This window comes from Maricaulis sp. (genome assembly GCF_017643475.1).
In the GTDB taxonomy this organism is placed as follows: domain Bacteria; phylum Pseudomonadota; class Alphaproteobacteria; order Caulobacterales; family Maricaulaceae; genus Maricaulis.
The window spans coordinates 257915-276297 of sequence record NZ_JAEPNI010000003.1 but is presented as its reverse complement, the minus strand read 5'-3'; the positions used below and the strand labels follow the sequence as shown (position 1 = coordinate 276297).

At 59.7% G+C, this 18383-nt stretch carries 12 protein-coding genes and 1 pseudogene; 7 read left to right on the top strand and 6 right to left on the bottom strand.

Features of this window, described 5'->3' with window-relative positions; translation table 11 throughout:
* Nucleotides 1-7: 7 nt before the first annotated feature.
* Nucleotides 8-877, top strand: a pseudogene (locus JJ889_RS12795) (prolyl oligopeptidase family serine peptidase).
* On the opposite strand, the gene JJ889_RS12790 reads toward JJ889_RS12795, so the two are convergent.
* The 4 genes from JJ889_RS12790 to JJ889_RS12775 form a co-directional block, all read right to left on the bottom strand.
* Entirely contained in the window at nt 878-1636 is a 759-nt protein-coding gene (locus JJ889_RS12790; protein WP_291895702.1) for an SDR family oxidoreductase, read from the bottom strand.
* Nucleotides 1637-1750: 114 nt separating this feature from the next.
* Nucleotides 1751-3172 carry a coniferyl aldehyde dehydrogenase gene (locus JJ889_RS12785; RefSeq protein WP_291895700.1) on the bottom strand — a complete coding sequence of 474 codons (1422 nt, stop codon included), beginning with the start codon at nt 3170-3172 and terminating at the stop codon, nt 1751-1753.
* Between the two features lie 10 nt (nt 3173-3182).
* A complete protein-coding gene (locus JJ889_RS12780; protein WP_291895698.1) occupies nt 3183-4787 on the bottom strand; it encodes a choline dehydrogenase in 1605 nt (534 codons plus the stop codon).
* Nucleotides 4780-6030: a serine hydrolase gene (locus JJ889_RS12775; RefSeq protein ID WP_291895695.1), complete on the bottom strand. Its 1251-nt coding sequence runs from the start codon at nt 6028-6030 to the stop codon at nt 4780-4782. Before JJ889_RS12775 ends, JJ889_RS12780 begins: the two co-directional genes overlap by 8 nt.
* A gap of 250 nt (nt 6031-6280) precedes the next feature.
* Here JJ889_RS12775 and JJ889_RS12770 point away from each other — a divergent pair, with 250 nt between their 5' ends.
* The 4 genes from JJ889_RS12770 (at nt 6281) to JJ889_RS12755 (ending at nt 11858) form a co-directional block, all read left to right on the top strand.
* Complete coding sequence (locus JJ889_RS12770) at nt 6281-8962, top strand: TonB-dependent receptor (protein ID WP_291895693.1); 2682 nt, start codon at nt 6281-6283, stop codon at nt 8960-8962.
* Nucleotides 8963-9159: 197 nt separating this feature from the next.
* On the top strand, nt 9160-9576 hold the full coding sequence (locus JJ889_RS12765) for a hypothetical protein (protein WP_291895691.1): 417 nt from the start codon (nt 9160-9162) through the stop codon (nt 9574-9576).
* Complete coding sequence (locus JJ889_RS12760) at nt 9577-10503, top strand: sterol desaturase family protein (RefSeq protein WP_291895690.1); 927 nt, start codon at nt 9577-9579, stop codon at nt 10501-10503.
* Between the two features lie 263 nt (nt 10504-10766).
* Nucleotides 10767-11858 carry a ferritin-like domain-containing protein gene (locus tag JJ889_RS12755; protein WP_291895689.1) on the top strand — a complete coding sequence of 364 codons (1092 nt, stop codon included), beginning with the start codon at nt 10767-10769 and terminating at the stop codon, nt 11856-11858.
* Between the two features lie 61 nt (nt 11859-11919).
* Here the strand turns inward: JJ889_RS12755 and JJ889_RS12750 are convergent, their stop codons facing one another.
* On the bottom strand, nt 11920-13710 hold the full coding sequence (locus JJ889_RS12750; protein WP_291895688.1) for an ATP-binding protein: 1791 nt from the start codon (nt 13708-13710) through the stop codon (nt 11920-11922).
* 75 nt (nt 13711-13785) lie between these two features.
* The gene (locus JJ889_RS12745; RefSeq protein ID WP_291895687.1) at nt 13786-15216 is read right to left on the bottom strand and encodes a short-chain fatty acyl-CoA regulator family protein; all 1431 of its coding nucleotides are present in this window, start codon (nt 15214-15216) and stop codon (nt 13786-13788) included.
* 154 nt (nt 15217-15370) lie between these two features.
* Here JJ889_RS12745 and aceA point away from each other — a divergent pair, with 154 nt between their 5' ends.
* Nucleotides 15371-16657, top strand: coding sequence for an isocitrate lyase (gene aceA / locus JJ889_RS12740; RefSeq protein WP_291895686.1), 1287 nt, complete (start codon nt 15371-15373; stop codon nt 16655-16657).
* An 85-nt stretch (nt 16658-16742) separates the two neighbouring features.
* On the top strand, nt 16743-18383 hold the full coding sequence (aceB, locus tag JJ889_RS12735) for a malate synthase A (RefSeq protein ID WP_291895685.1): 1641 nt from the start codon (nt 16743-16745) through the stop codon (nt 18381-18383).

Here is an 18383-nt window from a genome sequence, read left to right as displayed (position 1 = left end):
ACAGGAAATGATCGCCTGGCTGACTCTGCCGCATGGTTCCGACAGGGATGGCGATGGCAGGCCTGACACGCCGGTTCCGATGATCGTCATGCCGCATGGTGGCCCCTGGGACCAGTCGCATGAGGCCTTCGATCCGTGGCAGCGATCGCTGGCCGATCGGGGATATGCGGTGCTGTCACCGAACTTCCGGGGCTCGACCGGTTACGGCAAGGCCAGGCTCAATGCGGGTGATCAGGCATGGGGCGGCGTGATCCAGAACGACGTCATCGACGCCTCCGGCTGAGCTGTCGAGGCTGGCATCGCCGAGCGGGACCGGATCGGTATCTGGGGCGCATCCTTTGGGGGTTATATGGTCCTTAGAACACTGTCGAACACACCGGATGAATTCGCTTGCGGGGCGGCGGGGGCCGCGAGTACGGACCTGACGACCCTCTACGATTCCCTGCCGGAATACTGGACAGCCTTCCTGGCGGAGTACCGCTGCCGCGTGGCCGATCCGACGACGCAAGAGGGGCAGGCCCTCAGCCGGGCCCATTCCCCGCTCTATGAGGCGCACCGGATATCCGCTCCGTTGCTGATCGGTCAGGGGGCCGAGGACAGTCGCGTGCGGCGGGCCGAGTCCGAACAGATTGTCTCGGCCATGGTCGGCAATGGCCAGCCGGTCACCTATCTGCTGTTTGAGGGCGAGGGGCATGGCAATCGCATCGTGGCCAATAACCGCGCGGCCATGGCGATCACCGAGAATTTCTTTGCCGCCTGTCTCGGCGGCCGGGCCGAGCCCTTTGGCGATGCCCTGGATGGCAGCACGCTGACGATCCCGCAGGGCGCGCAGCATGTGCCGGGGCTGGCGCAGGCCTTGTTGACCCGGGAAGAGTGATCAGCGCACGTAGCTCGCACCATTGATGTCGATGCAGGAGCCTGTGGCGCTGGCGCAGGCTCCCGAGCCGAGGAAAGCGCACATGGCGGCAATTTCCTCCGGCTCGGCCATGCGACCGATGGGGATTTCCGAACTTGCTGCAGCAATTCCTGCAGCATTTTGCGGTGCCATGCGGGTGTTGATCCAGCCCGGCGCGAGCGCATAGGCGTGAATTCCGAACTGGCCCCATTGCCGTGCAATCGTCTTGGTCAGCGACAGGACCGCGCCCTTGGAGGCGGCATAGGCCATGTGGTCCTTGTCCTCGCCGCGATATCCGGCCCGGCTGGCGATGTTGATGATCTCGCCACCGCGGCTTTCCTTCATCTCCGGAATGGCCGCGCGGCAGATATCGGCGACGGCCATCAGATTGACCTGCAGGATGCCGGCCCAGTTGGCTTCCCAGGTCTCGTCGGAACTGTCCAGCGGCGTGTCCCAGTGAATGCCGGCATTGTTGACGACAATATCGATACGTCCTCCGGCCATGTGCAGCGCAGCATCATAGAGGTCACGGCCTGCGCCGGGCATCATCAGGTCGGCCTGGACGGCCCCTAGGGCCCGCGGCCCGATTTCGCGAACAGCCGCATCGGCGTCGGCCATGTTCTGATTGCCGTGGAGGATGACCTCGGCGCCCTGTTCGGCAAACAGGAAGGCGGCCGAGCGGCCAACGCCATGGCTGGATCCGGTGATCAGGGCGCGTCGGCCGGAAAGGGGTCCACTCATGGTCTTGTCCTTGTCTCTTGAAGTTCTGGACGAGCATTAGCGGGCTTTGCGCAAAAGCCAAAAGAAAAGCCGCCGGACGGGACCGGCGGCTTTCACTTGTTCTGGAGGGCGAGCCTATTTCAGCTGTTTTTTGGCCAGGCCCTCGATCAGCTTGCCATAGGGCGGGGCGAGCATGCGTGAGGGGTGCCACTTGCCGGTGTGGAAGACCGAACGGTTGTGGCTGAACACCTCGAACCCGGTCTCGCCATGATAGGCCCCTTGGCCAGACGCGCCGATACCACCGAAAGGCAGATCCGGGATGGATAGGTGCAGCAGGTTGATGTTCACGCCGACACCGCCGGACAGTGTCCGGTCAAGCACGCGCTCAGCCTCGGCCTTGTCCGTTGTGTAGACATAGAGCGCCAGCGGATGGTCGCGATCACTGATGTAATCGGTGGCTGTGTCCAGATCCTCATAGCCGAGCACGGGCAGGATCGGACCGAAGATCTCTTCCTCGAGCAGTTTCGAGTCGGCCGGCAGGTTGAGCACAACCGTCGGCGGGATCTTGCGCGCGGCCTTGGCGGCCTCTGCATCGTGTTCCGGCTGGAGGATAGCGGCGCCCGCGGCCCGGGCTTCCTCGATCATGGTGTTGAGGCGAGCGTAGTGCCGGTCCGAGACGATGGCCGAGTAGGAACCGTCATTGCCGGCATCCTCGAACTGGGCCTGGGCAACCTCGATGATTGCTTTGGCGATCTCTTTCTCGCGCCCCTTGGGGGCGAGCACGTAATCCGGCGCGACACAGGTCTGACCGGAGTTGAAAAGCTTTCCCCAGCCAATTGATTTTGCTGCAGATTCGAATGGGTAATTCGCGGTGACGATCGCCGGGGACTTGCCGCCCAGCTCCAGCGTGACCGGGACCAGGTTTTCCGCCGCTGCCTTGGCGACCAGGCGTCCGACCTGAGTCGAACCGGTATAGAAAAGATGGTCGAACTTCAGCTGGGTGAAGGCCTGGCCCACCGCAGGACCGCCGGTAATGACAGCGACCTGGTCCTCGTCGAAATACTGACCGATGAGAGATTTCATCAGCTCGGCTGTTGCCGGCGTGTATTCGGACGGTTTGATCATCGCCCGACAGCCCGCACCGAGCGCCGCAACGAGCGGCGCCATGGCGAGCTGGAAGGGATAATTCCACGGCGCGACAATGCCGGCCACACCGACGGGGTCCCGGCGAATATACGCCTTGCCAGGCATCAGGTTCATGGGAACCGAGACGCGTTTGGGTTTCATCCATGTTTTCAGGTGTTTCGCCGTGTGTTCCGCGTCATTAATGACGAAGACGATCTCGCCGAAAATACTCTCTTCGCGCGCCCGGCAAGAGAAGTCCTTGTTGATGGCCTCGCAAATGGCATCGACGTTGTCGCGGCACAGTTTGGCGATCTTGGCCAGATCCGCCTTGCGCTCGGCGAGGGAGCGCTGCCGGTCCGCCCGGAAAGCCGATTTCTGATCGGCCAGAATGGATTTCATCCGCTCGATCTGTTTGGATTCTGCGTCACTCATGGCGGTCTCCTCAGTCGTGGTCTTCCGCGATCATTGCCGCAGCACGGGTCGCGATCATGATTGTAGGCGCGTTGGTATTGCCGCCCACCAGGCGCGGCATGACCGAGGCATCAATCACACGCAGGCCGTCAATTCCCTTGACGCGGCAACGGCTGTCGACGACCGAGAGGTCGCCCGAGCCCATCGCGCAGGTCGAGGTAGGATGATAGAGCGTCTCGGCACGTTTTCGAACATCATCCATCAATTCCGCCCGGGTCGTGACATCGGCGCCGGGATATCGTTCTTCCTTGCGATCGAAATCAAAGGCTGGTGCACGCAGGATTTCCCGAACCTTGGCGAGACCATCCGTCAGCACATCGGCATCGAATTCGTCTTCCAGATAATTCGGCTGGATGAGCGGGTGGTCGTTAGGATCTGTGGATTTCAGCCGAATGTCGCCGCGGCTGCGCGGATAGAGCTGGCAGACGTGCAGGGTCACACCATGGCCCCAGGCCTTCTCGATTCCGTGCGGATTGGAAATCGCCGGGATAAAGACGAGCTGCAGGTCCGGAATATCCTCCGCATAGGCCGATTTGATGAAGGCTCCGCCCTGGACCGGATTCACATAGGCCGGACCGTCGCCCATCAGCATCATGCGACCCATCATGTAGATATGGTGGGGGATGGAGCGAAGGGAATTGCCGATCGAGATCGACGACTTTGTCCAGATCTGCGCGGTGACATCGAGATGGTCCTGCAGGTTCTTGCCGACCCCGGGCAGGTCATGTTCGACGGAAACGCCGGCCTCCCGCAACTCATCCGCCGGACCGATGCCAGACAGCAGGAGCGTTTGCGGGGAGTTGATGGCACCACCGGACAGGATGACCTCCTTGCGTGCCTTCAGCTCGGTTCGAGTGCCGTCAATCTCGACCTCGACACCGGTGGCCCGGCCATTCTCGATGATGATCCGGCGGACCATGGTCTTGATGGAGACCGAACAGTTGGCGCGATCCAGGGCCGGGCGCAAGAAAGCGTCCGCGGCGCTGCAGCGTTTGCCGTCGCGCTGGGTGACCTGGTAGGGGCCGAAACCTTCCTGGTCTGGTCCGTTGAAATCGCCATTGCGCTTGTATTGCAGCTGGTCGCCGGCCTTGAAGAAGGCCTCGGTCAGCGGGTTAAGCGGGGTGATGTCTTCCACAGACAGCGGGCCGCCTGCGCCGTGCAGGTCAGAGGCGCCGCGCTGTTGGTCCTGGACTTCCTTGAAGGCGGGCAGGGCATTGTTCCAGCCCCAGCCTTCCGCTCCATAAGTCTGTTCCCACTCGTCGAAATTCTCTTTCGCACCACGCATGTAGTGCATCGCGTTGATCGAGGATGACCCGCCGAGCGTCTTGCCGCGAGGCCAGTGAAGCTTGCGGTCGTAGAGATGTTTTTGCGGTTCGGTCCAGTAGCCCCAGTTGAACTCCTCACCCGTGACCGCAAACTGGAGCAGCATGGGTGTCTTGATTATTGGGCTGTCGTCAGAACCGCCGGCCTCTAGGACACAGACGCTGACGTCCGGGTCGCGCGAAAGGCGTTCCGCAACCGTACAGCCCGCCGAACCGGCGCCGCAGATGATATAATCGTATTCAGTCTCACTCATCTCCGGCCTCCATGGCTTCCACGCCAGTTTCCACCGGGCCACCGTAATGAGCAGCCAGGGCGCGCATGGCGATCAGGGATTCCTCGGTACGCGAGGTCCAGGTCGGGTCTGCAGCGGTGCGGGCGATGACAATGTCGCGGCGTTCATCAACCCAGACATATTGTCCGTAGACACCCGCCATGAAGTATTCGCCGTCATAACCTTCCGGCACCCAGAAATGCAGGCCGTAGCCGCGATGGGCGTAGACACCGTTCGGGCCGGGTTCCTGGAAGTCCGCATTCGGGCGCGTGGCGCTGACGACCCAGTCTTCCGGCACTAGCTGGTTGCCCTCCCAATTACCGCCCTGCAGGTAGAACTGGCCGAAGCGGGCATAGTCTTCCAGCGAGGAGTTGAGGCAGCAATAGCCAATCGCCATGCCGCGATCACCGGGCACATTCTGGTTCCAGTAAGCTGGGCGGGTCATGCCGATCGGGCCCCAGATCTGTTCCTGTACGGCCTGGGCAAGGGGCTGGTCGTAAACCGCGCGAACGACAGCCGAGAGCACCTGGGTATTGGCGCTGACATAGTGCAGGTCTTCGCCAGGCGCGCGATTGCGCTCAACTTCGCCGACCAGCGTGTCGATGTTCTGGCCATAAATATTGGCGCCCAGGAAAAGGCGGCGGATGTCGGAGCCTTCCGCGTTGTAGTCCTCGTTGAAATCGACACCGGCAGACATCATCAGCAGATGACGCAGGGAGGTCGCGCCAAACGGAGTGCCGGCATATTGCAGGGCGAATTCGTCGGCAGTCTGGTCGAGATTGTCGATCAGGCCCTGGTGCATCGCCATGGCGATCAGGGTCGCGACATAGCTTTTTCCGACCGACCAGGACGTGTGGTGTGTCTCGGCTGTAGAGCCGAGCAAATACTGTTCATGGACGACAACACCGTCGCGCAGCACCATCAGGCCGGTACTGTCGGATTCGGCCAGCCACTCATCGATCAGCTTGTCCTGTCCATTGAACCGGAATGAAACGCTCTCATTTGATACATTTCGGGGCGTTTCGACGGGATTGTTTCCCGTTTCGATTGTCCTGTACGGGAAAATATCGCCCATATTGCGAAAAGTGTGTGCCAGTCGGTCGACGCTTGTTGCGGCCTGGATTTCCGCCGGAGAATAGTCCGACCAGGGCCTGTAATACCAACCGCCAGCAGACACTGCTGCGATGCCCGCAATGGCTCCTAAGCCAATGATTATATTTTTCATTTTTCTCCCCAGGCGCGTCTAAATGAACGCTGTTCACTACGCAGCCTAACAGAGTTCTTCGCAGAGAAAAGACTTGGGTCAAAATCTGCCGCTCTCCAGGCGGAGTGCGGCAAGTGTGCATCATCAAGGCATCTTTTTTGCTCCAAGCGCAAAAACGAGCTGACAGCGTCGTCCTATGATGTTCATATGTCAGATAGTTCACGCGGAAATGGTTGGCTAGAAACCGCGTTACTGAGGGGAGAAAATTCCAATGAAAATGTTCTCGAAAGCGGCCGCTTTGGGCACGACCGCTATTCTTTGTGGCCTTGTAGGCACTACTGGCGCCCTTGCACAGGTAGAGACGATTACAGTCACGTCGCAGAAACGTGAGCAGACTCTGCAAGAGGTTCCGATCGCGGTTTCCGTCGTTCAGGCTGAGACCCTTGAGAATGCGCAAATCGTTGACGCCATCGACCTGCAATCGGTCGTTCCGTCTCTGCGCGTAAGTCAGCTCGAGCGCAGCTCCAACGCGACTTTCATCATTCGTGGCCAGGGTAATGGCGCGAACAACCCGGGTATCGAGCCGTCGGTTGCTGTCTATATCGATGGCGTCTTCCGCAGTCGTGCCGGTACGGCGCTGTCTGACCTCATGGGTATCGAGCGTGTCGAGGTCCTGCGTGGCCCGCAGTCGACCCTGTTCGGCAAGAATGCGACCGCTGGTGTTGTCAGCATCATCACCGAAGAGCCGCAGTTCGATTTCGGCGGTCAGGCCGAAATCACGCTCGGCAACTACAATTCCATCATCACCCGCGGTTCCGTTACGGGTCCGATCTCGGACACGGTTGCGTTCTCTTTGAGCGGGAGCATGAACCAGCGTGACGGTTACTTCACGAACACCGGCACGGGTGGCGATTTCAACAACCGTGATCGCTGGGCGCTGCGTGGCCAGCTGCTGTGGGTGCCGAACGATGAGTTCAGCCTCCGCCTGATCGCTGATTACGATGAAATCGACGAAAACTGCTGTGGTACCGACCGCGTCGTTGATGGCGCCGCCGGTGGTGTGATTCGCGATCTTCTGGGCGGTCAGACGTCCGGCTCCGGCTTCACCTACGAGATCGCGACGGATTTCGAAAACCAGAACACGATCGAGAACTCCGGTATCTCCGCCCAGGCGGACTGGAGCTTCGGCGACACGATGACGCTGAGCTCAATTACCTCGTTCCGTGGTTATGAAGACTATATCGACTATGAAGGCGATTTCACGACGCTCGAGCTGCTTAGCTCCAACGTTCGTGGCCTTGACGTCGATACGTTCAGCCAGGAATTCCGCCTGACCGGCGAATTGGGTGATCGTGGCTTCTTCCTGCTGGGTGCCTACTTCTCCACGGAAGACATGACGGTTGAAGACTCCCGTCAATACGGCGCGGATACCCGCGACTACGTCGATATCCTGACCGCGTCGGGTGTTATACAGGTCGCTCCGGGTGTATTCGTACCGGATCCGTCCACCAGCGCGATCACCGGTATTGAAGTCGCTACGGGCTTCGCGCCGGGAACATTCTTCGCATCCGGTAACGGTACTGCTTTCACCGCAGAGCAGAGCGACGAGCAATTCCAGATTTTTGGTCAAGTTGATTTCAACCTCACCGACCGTTTGGTCCTGACCGGTGGTCTGGCTTACTTCCAGTCTGACAAGGAAGTTGACTTCCTCAACGTCACTCGCACCAACCCGTTCTCTGACCTGAACCTGGTCGCTATCGGTGAGCCGCTCATCCTGGCTGGTCTCATTGGCGCGAACCCGCTGTTCACAGGCACGGACCCGACCGATCCGCTTCAGATTGGTGCATTTGCCCTGGCCAACCCGGCTGTCTTCGCACAGCTCCAGGCTCTGGCAACGGGCGCATCCACGGCCTTCCCAGGCAGCGGTGCTCCGATTACCAACCCGCTTCTCGGCCTGTTCGCGGCCGGTCTGCAGCCGCTGGGCGCGCTGACCCCGTTCCCGAACTCTGTCGAGGACGGACGTACGTCTGACTCAGATTGGCCGTATACGGTTCGTCTCGCATTCGATGCGACCGACCGCACCAATGTCTACGCTTCGTTCTCTCGTGGCTTTAAGGCCTCGTCCTGGAACCTGACGCCGGATACCCGTCCGGCATCTGCGGACATTGCTGCTCTGCGTGCATCGGGTGAACTGGCTTCCGACAACGCTCTTGGTGCTCCGACCGTGGTCACCACGGCTGAAGCGCTCGGCGTCGCTGGTAACCAGCGTTTCGCCCGTCCGGAAGTTACCGAGACTTTCGAGATTGGTTTCAAGACCCGTTTCGACTTCGGTTCTCTTGACGTTGCCTATTTCGACCAGACCGTCACTGACTTCCAGTCGTCTGTCTTCCAGGGTGCCGGCTTCGCCGTCATCAACGCCGGTGAGCAGTCCGCTACCGGTCTGGAATTCGACAGCGTTCTCTACCCGCCGGCATTTGATGGTCTGACCATCAACCTGTCCGGTATCTGGATGGATGCGCAGTATGATGACTTCCAGGGCGCTCCGGTTGTTTCCGGCAGCCCGGAAGATCTGGCTGATGGCGTTCAGGACGGCACCGGTGATCTCAGCGGTAGCGATGTCGCTGGTATCCCGTCGTTCGCTGGCTCCTTCGGTGTCCAGTATGCTCGTGACGTGTCCTTCGGTGAGCTGATGTTCCGCGCCGACTGGCAGTATGAATCCGAGGTTCGTCTGCTGGACAACCTGCCGGAAAACATCACGCGTCAGGTCAGCACCATCAATGCTTCTGTTGGTGTGAACTTCAACAATGGCCTGGAAGCGCTGCTGTGGGCTCGTAACCTCAATGAGGACGAGTATTACACGTCTGGCTTCCCGACCACGCTGCAGTCCGGATCCTTCTCGGCTTATCCGAACCAGCCGCGTACTTACGGCCTGACCCTGCGTTCGCGTTTCTAAGGAAGGCGAACCAACAGGCTCACGCTTGTTGACAGGATTGAGGCGGCGCCGGGGAAACCCGGCGCCGCTTTTGTTTGCGGTGATCGGCTGTCTCAAGCCACTTTGAAGCCTGAAAGAGTGAACAGTGTTCAAATAAGGGCTTTGCTTTGCAGCGCAGGCTGGTTAGCTTGACCCGATATTCCTTTATGGAGACGGGAATGCTCGAATTACTCATCTTCCTCGGATCGCTGCTGGGTATCGCCGCCATGGTCCTGGTCAACCGCCAGCTTGGCCTGTTCGAGGCGGCCACAATTTCCAGCCTGGACGATGCGACTCGCCGGCTCGATACGGACCAGATCGGGTTCGTGGCCGGGCCAGGCATTCTCGCGGATGACAACAGGACAGCGCTTGTCGAGGAAAAAGGCTCCGGCCGTATCGGCCTGCTTGTGGCCGCGGGCAGTGATGTCGTCATCCGCTATCTCGATCCGGGATCGGTCCGCGCTGCCAAGATGGGCGAGGGCCGCGACATCCATCTTGAGCTCAATGATTTCACCTTCGCTCCGGTGGAGCTCGCCATTTCCGACACCTCGACGGCACGCCACTGGGCGGACCGTCTCAACAGCATGCAAGGCTAGATGATGGACGTTCCCGCTTTTGCCGCGAGCTTCAAGCCGATCGACTGGGCCATTCCCTTTTTTGTTCTCCTGATCGTCGCCGAGATGATCTTTGCCAAGCGTACCGGAGGCGCGCGTTTCGAGTCCCGGGACAGCGCCGCCAGCCTGTTGATGGGGTTGGGCAGCACAGTGTCATCCATCCTCTATGGGGGGCTCATCGGAGCCTGGCTGATCTTTGTCTATGATTTCCGCCTGCTCGATATTCCCTTTGCCTGGTGGGTGTGGCCGATCGCGCTGGTGCTGGATGATTTCTTCTATTACTGGTCCCATCGCTGGGCGCATACCGTGCGCTGGTTCTGGGCCGAGCATGTGATTCATCACTCGTCGCAGCACTACAATCTGACGACTGCCCTGCGTCAGCCCTGGACCGGGCTGTTCACGCTGAAATGGTTATGGCTCGGATCTGTCACGGTGCTCATCGGCTTTCACCCGGTGATGGTCGGCATCGTGGGCGGTATCAATCTGGTCTATCAGTTCTGGATCCATACCGAGGCGATCAAGAAATGCCCGGACTGGTTCGAGGCGGTGATGAATACACCGTCCCACCATCGTGTTCACCACGGCATCAATCCACGTTATCTCGACCGCAATTATGCGGGTATTTTCATCATCTGGGACAAGATGTTCGGTACTTTCCAACCCGAACTTGATGACGAGGATATCCGCTATGGTGTCGTCAAGAATCTGGGCACCTACAACCCGCTGCGTATCGCCTTTCATGAATGGCTGGCCATTGCGGACGACATGCGCAAGGCAGGCAATTGGCGTGATGCGATGATGTTCCTTCTAGCGCCTCCGGGCTGGTCTCCGGACGGTTCGCGGTCGACCTCCAGGGAAATCCTGGAGCGATGGGAAGCGCGCCGTCGCCAGGGCGGTCCGGCGGAGTAAGGGCGTGCGCGCCTGCGTCAGGTCGAGCTCGGTCATCTCAACGACCAATACGCTGAAATACTGAGCGGTTTGAGCCAGGGTGAGGCGGTGGTGTTGTATGCTAGCGATTCCGTGACTGATGGTGCCCGGCTCACGCCTCGATAACGTCGTTCAAAAAATCGAGGAACGGGCCTTGCTTTTGGTGGTGAATTGACACACCTTAGCTTTGTGAACAATGTTCACTAATGATCTTGGTCTGGTCGCTCCTGGGGAGGAAACGTGCCATGGGCTCTCTTAGAGAACTCTATCCGATGCCGGATATCGACAAGCATTGGTCGGTCCCGCAGCAATTCGACGCAACTTTCGACTTCGAATACGACGACGGGCGCACGACGCTCATGCACCTGTACCAGAAGGGCAAGGACATGCAGTGGGATGCGGTCAACCGCATCGACTGGAGCCTGGACCTGGATGAAGAAAACCCGATGCAATTGCCCGATGAAGGTATTGCCCTGAAGGGCTCACCGATCTGGGAAAAGATGTCGGAAAAAGACCGCATTCAATTCCGTCGCCACGCCCAGTCGTGGAATATCTCACAATTCATGCAGGGCGAGCAGGCCGCGCTGATCTGCGCCTCGAAAATCGTCCAGCAGGTTCCGGATCTCGACGCCAAATTCTATGCCTCGACCCAAGTCATGGACGAGGCTCGTCACGTGGAAGCCTACAAGGGTTTGATGCAAAAGTTCGGTGTGGCCTACCCGATGACCCAGCCCCTGGCCTCGCTGGTGGATGATGCTCTGCGCGACAGCCGCTGGGATTTCACCTATCTGGCCATGCAGGTTGTCATCGAAGGCCTGGCTCTGGCAGCGTTCGGCACAATCCGGGATCTGGCCCAGAACCCGCTCGCCAAGATGGTCAATGCCTACGTCATGGAAGACGAGGCGCGACACGTCGCCTTCGGCCGTCTGACGCTACGCGATTATTATCCCGAGTTGACCCAGAAAGAGCGTGACGAACGCGAGGAATTCCTCGTTGAGGCCTGTTATCACATGCGCGATCGTTTCCAGGCTCGCGAGGTCTACGAGACCCTCGACTTGCCTGTCGCGGAATGTATCGAGTGGGCGGAAAACTCGGAAATGAACAAGCTCTTCCGCACGCTCCTGTTCCAGCGCATCGTTCCGGTGGTCAAGGATATCGGCCTGTGGGGCGACAAGATCCAGAAAGCGTACACCGATATGGGCGTCATGCACTATGCCGACCAGGATCTCGATCTGCTGGCCAAGCAGGACGAGGAAATCGCCAAGGACCTGGACAAGGTCAATCACCAGGATGTGCGCATGGCCTATGTGCATGCGGTCGCCGGTCAGGCCGAATAAGAACAATCAGAACAGAATAGTCTCGAACGATTTCAAGGGCGCCCACCGGCGCCCTTTTTGTTCATGCCGCGCTGGCTTTCCTGGTTGCAGCGGGCTGATCCAGACGCTCGCTGACGCGGGCGAGGGTGGCTTCGATTTCCTCGGCCTTGAAGGGTTTGGAAATCACGCCATCCATTCCGGCAGCGAGATAGGCATCATGCTGCTCGCGAAACGCATCGGCAGTGATGGCATAGACCGGCATGCGCGCACGGCCCTCGTTGGTTTCCCATCTGCGGATGGCGGCGACCAGTTCGATGCCGTCCAGTTCCGGCATGTGTATGTCTGACAGGACGAGGTCGAAGGGTTCGGTCTGTACGGCGTCCAGGGCGTTTGCGCCATTATCGTGCTCGGTGATTGAACAGTCATGTTTGGCCAGCATGCTCGCGAGCACCAAGCGATTTGTGGCGACATCATCAACGACCAGTACCCGCAGGCGAGAGCTGATATTGATTTCCTGCGGCTCATCCTTCGTTTCGCCCTGTGAGGGCGCCGAGCGGGCAGGGATGTGAAGGGCGAATTCGGTCCCCGTTCCCAGCTGGGACGTCACGGTCAGCCGGCCCCGCATCAGTTCAGCGATTTCGCGCGAAATCGTCAGCCCCAGACCGGTGCCACCGAATTTGCGTGTTGTTGACGTATCTGCCTGCGAAAAGCGATCGAAAATGCGGGCCTGGGCATCCTCGTCGATGCCGATGCCGGTATCTTGGACGGCAAAGTGCAGTTCATCATTGGCGAGACTGGCAACCAGTTTGACATGACCGCTGGCCGTGAACTTGATAGCGTTGGAAACGAGATTGCCGATGACCTGGTTAAGCCGCATCTCGTCGACCCAGAAATTGCCGGTCAGGTCCGGATCGATTTCGACATTCAGTTCCAGTCCCTTGGCCAGGGCAGCAGAGCTGTAGAGCGCCTCGACTTCGCGGCAGAGTTTGGCCAGGCTGGTAGGGGCAGGGTCAATCTCCAGCTTGCCGCTCTCGATCTTGGTGACGTCCAGAATGTCATTGATGATCTGGATCATCGACGAGCCGGAACAGTCCAGCGTGTCGACCAGCTTACTCTGTTCCTTGTCCAGGCGGGTGCTGCGAAGCATGTTCACGAGGCCGATCACGCCGGTCATCGGCGTGCGCAGCTCATGGCTCATATTGGCCAGAAAACGTGTTTTGGCTTCCGATGCGCGCTCAAGCGCCTTGGCCTGGCGATTGGACAAGACGATGACCAGGGCGAGTGTCGCGAGATTGAATATCGCCAGGAGCCCGATAATCAAACCGCCGCGGGAGAGGTTATTGACCGCCGCCTGGGTGCGGTCATCGGCCCGAAGCATGCTGTCTCGGACGCTGGTCTCCAGTTGGTGCACCGCTTCGATCGCGGCGCTGTCATTGATGCGGACCCGCCGATCGATCTCGGTCGGCAGCAGGCCCTGTTGATGCAGGCTCGCAGCGAGCTCGAGATTGCGCTGGTAGTGGCGAAGGGTCGCGGCGAGATTGTCGAGCGCAAGATCTTCGGTCGCGTTTTCAGACAGCTGTCGGAATTCTTCGATCGCCAGAAGGGCGTCGGCGTATTCTTCACGGATGATTGGCAGGCGTTCGAAATCGCCGCGCAGGACGAAATTCTTGAACTCATGGATCGCGCCGCCATACCCCAGATCGTCCCGAATGCGCGACAGCAATTCCAGGCGTTCGATCGGTGTGGCGAGATTGTCCTCGACCGAGCTGCGAACGCTATTGGTCACCTGACCGGTCAGCACGGCGATGCTGACCGTCGAGAAAACAGCGATAGCTAGCACTGTCGGTATTATGGCGCGTGGCCCGATCCGCATGGTGCCCCCCCCCCCGGACAATAAGTCTTCAATGGCAACCATACGGTATTCGATTTACCAAAGCGTTAGTCGGTTTTACTCCGATCCAAATCCATAGGGCGAGGCGCCAAGCGTATGCGGGTTCATTTCCAGCTTGCGGTTAAGCGGCGGAAAGGCGCGCTGTGCGCAGCCCTCGCGCTCACACAGACGGCAAGCGATGCCTATCGGCGCCGGGGCAAGTTCGCGAATGGCATCTGCATGCACAATATTCTCGGCATATTGCCAGTCACAGCCCAGGGCGATGGCGTGAACGACCGGGCTTTGCCTGTGTGGCGAGGATGAAAACTGGCCACGGGCCAGGGACAGGTGGCGCCGGCCGTCCGTAAGCTCGAAGGACTGCGCCAGGACCTGGCCAGGCGAATGCAGCGCCTCGTAGAGATTCCATTTCGGACACCCACCTCCGGAGCGCACAAAAGGCATGATTCCGCCGCCAAAACGTTTGGAGACATTACCGGCCTGGTCAACGCGTATCATGAAGAAGGGCAGGCCTCGCTCGCCATTGCGTTGCAATGTCGTCAGGCGATGGCAGACCTGTTCAAAGCTCAGCTCGAAACGGCGTTGCAGGCGCACCAGGTCGTAGCGGCTTTCCTCGGCCAGCTTCAGGAATTGGGAATAGGGCGCCAGGATCGCACCGGCCAGGTAATTGCCCAGGCCGACCCTCAGCAGGCGGCGGGCTTCGGCGTTCTCTCCCATCGCTGTCTCGGCCAGTTTTTCCAATAACTCGCCGAATTCCAGAGATGCCGTGACCGCAGCGATGTGAAAGGTCCGCGAAGACGGATCGAGCGCTTCGGAAAGCAGCAGGCGACGGCCATGAAAGTCGAGGCGGCGGCGCGCGCCCGCCATAATGTCCTCTTCCAGAACGCGGACGGTAAAGCCGTGCTGTGCCTGCAGGAAGCGGGAAAGGTCGGCAGCCTTGTCACGTGAGCGCAGTCCTGCGCGCTCAATCACCTGGGCGGCAGCATCCTCCAGTTCCGGGAAGTGGTTCTGGCGCGCATCCAGGGCGTCGCGCACGGCCTCCAGGACTACGCCCGGACCGCCGGCACTGCCGGCCGGGCCGGACATGCGCGAGGCGAGGTCCTCAGTTGCCGCGGTTGTTTCGCGATAGGCGTGGAAGAGCTTGGCCAGCGCCTCGGCTGCGCGGGGGTGGCTGTCTGCCAGCTCGTTGAGTTCCATCCGGTCCAGCGCCAGTCCGGACAGGACCGGGTCCGAAGCGGCTTCCTTGAGATCTGCGAGCAGCTGATGATCGGCCTCATTGGCAAAGGCGCGAACATCGACATCAAAACTGTCAGCAAGAGCCAGAAGGACGCGCGCCGTGACGGGACGCTGATTGCGTTCAAGCAAGTTGAGATAGCTGGCGGAAACGCCCAGCGCCTGCGCCGCATCGGCCTGGCTCAGTCCGCGCTCCCGACGCAACCGTCTGAGGCGGGCTCCGGCGAAGAGTTTTTCCAGCGGTTTCTGCTCGTCCATCTCACCGGCCTCTGTCAATAAATTTACAAAACGACATATATACAATGTCAAAGACATTACACTGTATCCGCTTTCTAAGAAAGGGCATATCGACAGGGTAAAATCTGTTTGACAGTTTCGGGGGCAAGATATTTGTCAATTACGGGGAAGACCAATGACAACTTTCAAAGACCTCGTCCCGAACGCTGCCGATGACCGTTTTGACGGTATCGAGCGTCCCTACACGCCAGAAGATGTTCTCAAGCTGCGCGGCTCCGTCGTGATCCAGCAGACCCTCGCCGAACGTGGCGCCAACAAGTTGTGGGAATTGCTGAAGACGGAAGATTTCGTCAATGCGCTTGGTGCTCTGTCCGGCAATCAGGCCATGCAGCAGGTTCGCGCCGGGCTGAAAGCCATCTATCTCTCCGGCTGGCAGGTTGCGGCTGATGCCAATACTGCTGGCACAATGTATCCGGACCAGTCGCTCTACCCGGCGAATTCTGCCCCGGAACTGGCCAAGAAGATCAACCGTGCACTCCAGCGTGCGGACCAGATCGAGGTCTCGGAGAACGGCCAGGCCACTCGGGACTGGTTCGCACCGATCGTTGCCGATGCCGAAGCCGGTTTTGGCGGCCAGCTGAACTGTTTCGAGATCATGAAAGCCTTCATCGAGGCGGGCGCTGCAGGCGTTCACTTCGAAGACCAGGTGGCAGCCGAGAAGAAATGTGGTCATCTGGGTGGCAAGGTTCTCATCCCGACCAGCCAGCACGAGCGCAATCTGGCCGCTGCACGCCTGGCTGCTGATGTGATGGCCGTTCCCACGATTACGGTTGCTCGTACCGACGCCGAAAGCGCAACCCTGATCAATTCCGACATCGACGAGCGTGATCATGAATTCATTGATTTCGACGCTGGGCGCACGCCGGAAGGCTTCTTCCGCCTGAAAGAAGGCATGGGTGTCGAGCACTGCATCAAGCGCGGACTGGCCTATGCCAAGGTCGCTGACCTGTTGTGGTGGGAAACTTCCAAGCCGAACCTGGACGAAGCGCGCCGCTTTGCCGAGGCGATCCAGAAGGAATATCCGGGCAAGATGATGGCGTACAATTGCTCGCCGTCCTTCAACTGGGAAGCCAATCTGGACAAGGCCACTATCGAAACCTACCAGCGTGAGCTGGGTGCGATGGGCTACAAATTCCAGTTCGTGACCCTGGCGGGTTTCCACAGCCTCAATCACGGTATGTTCGAGCTTGCCCGCGGGTACAAGGACCGTGGCATGGGCGCCTATTCGGAACTGCAACAGGCCGAGTTCGCTTCCGAGGTCGATGGCTACACCGCGACGCGCCACCAGCGCGAAGTTGGTACCGGCTATTTCGACAAGGTCTCGCTGGCTATTTCCGGCGGCAAGTCCTCGACGACCGCGATGAGCGCGTCCACGGAAACCGCCCAGTTCGCAGCAGAATAACCAGGACACGGGCCGCAGGTCCGGCCGGGGGGCTCTCGCTCTTCCTTGTCCCCCGGCGCCTGGCCCCACAGCAGGAGAACTCGACATGACCCATATCTCACCAACAGGCGTGGAAATTCTTGGACATCTGGAGCCGGGCTATCGAGATATCCTGACCCATGAGGCACTGAGTTTTCTGGCGGGGCTGCACCGCCGGTTTGAAAAACGTCGCCAGTCACTGCTGCGTTATCGCAAGGAACGCCAGGCTGAACTGGACCAGGGCGCCATGCTGCTCTTCCCGCATGAAACGGCTGATATTCGTGCCAGCGAGTGGAAGGTGCGGCCGGCACCGGCGGACCTGCTTGACCGGCGGGTCGAGATCACCGGTCCGGTCGACCGCAAGATGGTCGCCAACGCCCTCAATTCCGGCGCCAAGTGCTTCATGGCCGATTTCGAAGACGCCACGGCGCCGTTGTGGACCAATCTGATTGAGGGACAAATCAATCTGCGCGATGCGAACCGTCGCGAGATTGATTTCACGGATGAGAGATCCGGAAAACAATACAGCATCAATGACGACGCGGCTGTCTTGATCGTGCGACCGCGCGGTTGGCACCTCGATGAGCGTCATGTGCTGGTCAATGGTCAGGCCCTGTCCGGATCTCTCTTCGATTTCGGCCTCTATCTCTTCCACAACCATGAAGCCCTCAAGAAACGTGGAACCGGGCCGTATTTCTACCTGCCCAAGCTGGAGAGCCGTTACGAGGCGCGCCTGTGGAGCCTGGTCTTCCAGCACGCCGAGGATGAGCTGGGCCTGGAACGCGGGACGATCCGCGCGACGGTCCTGATTGAGACTATTCCGGCGACATTCGAGCTGGACGAGATCCTCTATGAACTCAAGGAGCATGTGGTCGGGCTGAATTGCGGTCGCTGGGACTATATTTTCAGCTATATCAAGCGCCTGCGTAACAACCCGGAATGTATTCTGCCGGATCGCGGGGCGGTGACTATGTCGGTGCCCTTCATGGAAGCCTATTCCAAGCGTGTGATCGAGGTCTGCCACCGGCGCGGCGCCCACGCCATGGGTGGCATGTCGGCCTTCATTCCGGTGAAGAATGACGAGGATGCCAACGAGGCCGCGCGTGAGAAAGTTCGCCAGGACAAGCAGCGTGAGGTGAGCAATGGTCATGACGGCACCTGGGTGGCGCATCCGGACCTCGTTCCGATCGCCCGGGAAGTCTTCGACGCACGCATGAAAGGTCCCAACCAGCTCGATTTCGAGGATGAGTTTGCGCTGCCGGTGACGACCAAGGCCCTGTTGGAGGCGCCGGAAGGGCAGATCACCGACGCCGGGGTCGAGGAAAATGTCGACGTGGCCATCCGCTATGTTGCAGCCTGGCTGGGTGGCCGCGGTGCAGTTCCAATCCGCAATCTCATGGAGGATGCCGCGACCGCAGAGATCGCCCGTGCCCAGCTGTGGCAATGGCGCAAATACGCCTGCACCACGGCGCAAGGCCGCACGATCACGGCCGGGGTGTTGGAGGCAGAGATCCTGCGCATTCGGGAGGCCATCAAGTCAGAAGTCTCCGGCATGGACGAATTGCTGACGCGGATCGATCAGGCTGCCGACATCCTCAGCACGCTGGTTCTGGACGAGGATTTCGCCGAGTTCCTGACCCTGCCGGCTTATGACCTGCTGACTGCGGATCTGAAAAAGCCGATGCAATTGACCGAGTTCGAAGACTAA